Annotated in this window: 4 protein-coding genes; all 4 read right to left on the bottom strand. The window is 36.9% G+C overall.

Annotated features, from left to right (window positions below; translation table 11 throughout):
- Positions 1–53: 53 nt before the first annotated feature.
- On the bottom strand, positions 54–542 hold the full coding sequence (locus LI074_RS16770; protein WP_173702689.1) for a zinc ribbon domain-containing protein: 489 nt from the start codon (positions 540–542) through the stop codon (positions 54–56).
- A 173-nt stretch (positions 543–715) separates the two neighbouring features.
- Positions 716–1132, bottom strand: coding sequence for a helix-turn-helix domain-containing protein (locus LI074_RS16775; RefSeq protein ID WP_173679700.1), 417 nt, complete (start codon positions 1130–1132; stop codon positions 716–718).
- Positions 1125–2291, bottom strand: coding sequence for an acyltransferase family protein (locus LI074_RS16780; protein ID WP_320443428.1), 1167 nt, complete (start codon positions 2289–2291; stop codon positions 1125–1127). Before LI074_RS16780 ends, LI074_RS16775 begins: the two co-directional genes overlap by 8 nt.
- A 23-nt stretch (positions 2292–2314) precedes the next feature.
- Positions 2315–2656, bottom strand: coding sequence for a phage tail tape measure protein (locus LI074_RS16785; RefSeq protein WP_173684883.1), 342 nt, complete (start codon positions 2654–2656; stop codon positions 2315–2317).
- Positions 2657–3140 lie beyond the last annotated feature (484 nt).

Consider the following 3140-nt stretch of genomic DNA (forward strand, 5'->3'; position numbering starts at 1 on the left):
CTGTTATACGGCAGGCTGTGAAGCTTCTGGTTTGTCCTGTGTCCCAGGTCTTTTTAATTGAATTGCCGAGGATTCCCGCTTATTATCCTAAGTTCATCATACCTTTTCCAGTAATCCAATTTGGGAAGCATTTCTTTCAAATAAGATTGTGCCTGTTCTTCGGTAAAGTTTTCATTTACCATATTCTTTACACACACATCAATAAGTTCATCCATATCATTATATGTGTGCGTTCCATCTGCATAGCACCATTTACAATATTCCTCGTTTAATGTACCATCTTTATCACGTCCCAAGATAGAATCATCATCAATTGGCATTCCACAGTACTGACAAATCAGCTTTCTTGGTTCTCCCAAAAGCGTATTAATTGAAACATCAAATTCTTTTGATAAAAGCCTAAGTGTATCAGTATTTGGGACTGTGTCTCCATTTTCCCAACGTGATACTGCCTGTCTCGTCACCATAACTTTATTTGCCAGCTCGTCCTGTGACATTCCTCTTTCTGTTCTAAGTTTAAGAATTATCTTTTTTGTTTCCATAGTCGTCACCTCCGTTATCTTTATCATATCGATAAATCTGCAGTCTGAAAAGCAACCTGCTGTTGCCATAATCTATCTATTCGTATCAGTTCATGTATTCCCACCATCAAATATAAATATTAGATTGTATTGCAAGATCTGTGTGGCAACACCCTGCGTAAAGTAGAGTGGTCTTATTCCTTTCCGTTTAATATCTCCACCAGTCTTTTTTCTTTGATAATAGCAATCCCCTGACTTTCATCGCCCAATATGATCAGATTATCACCTGGCTGAATATCAAATATTTTTCTTGCTTTTGCCGGTATCACAATCTGACCTTTCTCTCCCACTTTCGTGATTCCAAAAACATGCTTTCCCTTTGGTGGAACACCCAGACCAAGATTATTGATGTTTTCTCTGTCATAATTTACCAGTTCATCCAGACTTACATCCAATACTTCTGCCAGGAGCTTACACCTCTCAATATCAGGTAAGGACTCTCCTGTTTCATATTTTGAAAGTGTCTGTCTGCTTACACCAATCTTTTCAGCCAGTTCATCCTGTGAAAAGCCATGCATTTTACGTACGGATACAAGGTTATCTTTAAACATGTTTTTTCTCCTTTTTCAGACCTAATACACACCAGCGGATAATCGGTATTCTACTGATGATTTCATATAAAAGCAATGCACCTGCAAATGCACTGATTCCCACGACTATATATACAATCCCTGCCGGAAGTTCTGAAGCAAAACATCTCAGGTAATAAGCTACACAAGCTAATGGAAGATAATGAAAAACATAAATTCCCCAGGATTTTTTTGACATCCATCTTGATGCTTTATTTTCCGAGTTCCCATATTTTTTCATAAATGCCAAAATTGCAAGAATTGAAAACCAACAATAAATACAGGCAGACAGGTTATTAAGCACAGGCTCTACCGCATAATTTTCACCAAAATAATATATCGTGTAGAATATTCCTGTTATACCAGCTACAATCAGAAAAATCACCCACCATTTACTTAAGCGCTCAACAACCTCATCATGTGAAAAAATAAAATAACCTGTAAAAAAACAAAACCCGTAAATTCCAAACCGGTACACAGTTACTACCGGAGTATTAAGAACTTGTGAGAATCCATATACAAAGACAGTTAACAAAGCCAGCAGCCATACTGGTGTTTTTTCTCCTTTTTTCCAGATACGATCCCTTTCAATTTTTCTCACTAGTAGCAGAAGCATTGAAAAAATCCATAACACTTGTACATACCAAAGAACACCGATTCCTGATATAGCCATGATCACATACCGAACTATTCCTGGAACTGATTCAAAACTTTCAAAAGCACCGCTGATTTTCATATTATAATATCCCAGTATCCATTGAAATACAAAAAGTCCAACGGTAGAAGGTACCAACAGCTTGCGTGTTTTATCTCGGATAAATTCTTTTAAATTATGCTTTTCCAGATAATATCTGACTGTCATACCAGACACCGTATATAACAAAGCCATCATCCAGGGATATACCAGATATTGGAAAGCATCCTGCAGCTGTTGTTCTTTAAACGGACCGATTACTCCAAACATCTGGACACCATTGTACATATAAATCACGTGATAAATTACAACAATGCAGACCGTAATCCAGCGAATATTATCCAGATATACTCTTCTTGTGTTATCCATACTTTTCCCACCTTTGCAATTATTTTTAACATATTTTAGCATAAAAAGGGTGGTCTTACGACCAACTTTCCTTAACATTTTCTACTGATTTTTGTTAAAAATCATTGCATTATGCATATTTTATTAAGATCGTCAAGTGTATCACTTATATCTCGTAAATCACCATCTGCTCCACGAACAGAAACACCAACACTTTTAAGTGCTGCCTCTGCATCTGACATCTCAGCATCTGTAGTAAGTCCATCCTTACTACGGGATATTCTTGAGAAGATTGTCTTAAAGGCATTACCAATCTGAGAACCAGATACTCTGGTCTTTTCTGCTGTTGTTGATACCAATGCTACATACTTTTCAAAACTCATACCTGCTTCATTTACAACTGAACCAGAAGTTGCAATTGACTGAGAGATTGTGCCACAACCTTTTGAGAAATCTAATGCAATCTCATCAGGTACTCTTTTCTGAGTGCGTCAGGAACCTTTTCTGACCTCAAGAATAATTATGCTTGTTATTATCATATTCACTTTCTATAAAAAGAAATACTATTTAATTTCTTCTTTGTCAGGATTATTTTTTCTGTTTTCAGTGCTGTTTTTTTCACACGTTACTGTTCACTCCGTTCACAGTAACGTAGCCAAAATTCATTCCAGATTGCCTGTGGCAATGGAATTTTGGCTTGTATGTCTCGGGATTTTGGCATATTCATGCCAAAACACCTCGCGTGACAGTGATGTGTGAACAGTAACTTTCACACTCAGTAATAACTTCCTTAATCCTTCCACTATGCAAACGTCTTACTATTTTTGATTCTTGTACTTCATGCATGGTTGCAACATATAAATAGTCCCCATCTTTATCTAATTTTATCCCAAGTGACATGCTCTCGCCACTTAAATCTTACAGATTTTGAAGTGGGAGCTTCCTGCT

This window comes from Blautia sp. MSK18_10 (genome assembly GCF_020553185.1).
GTDB classification, from domain to species: domain Bacteria; phylum Bacillota; class Clostridia; order Lachnospirales; family Lachnospiraceae; genus Blautia_A; species Blautia_A wexlerae.

Coding starts and splice junctions, on each gene's coding strand:
- LI074_RS16770 (WP_173702689.1), bottom strand. CDS start 542: ATGGAAACAAAAAAGATAATTCTTAAACTTAGAACAGAAAGAGGAATG.
- LI074_RS16780 (WP_320443428.1), bottom strand. CDS start 2,291: ATGTTAAGGAAAGTTGGTCGTAAGACCACCCTTTTTATGCTAAAATAT.
- LI074_RS16775 (WP_173679700.1), bottom strand. CDS start 1,132: ATGTTTAAAGATAACCTTGTATCCGTACGTAAAATGCATGGCTTTTCA.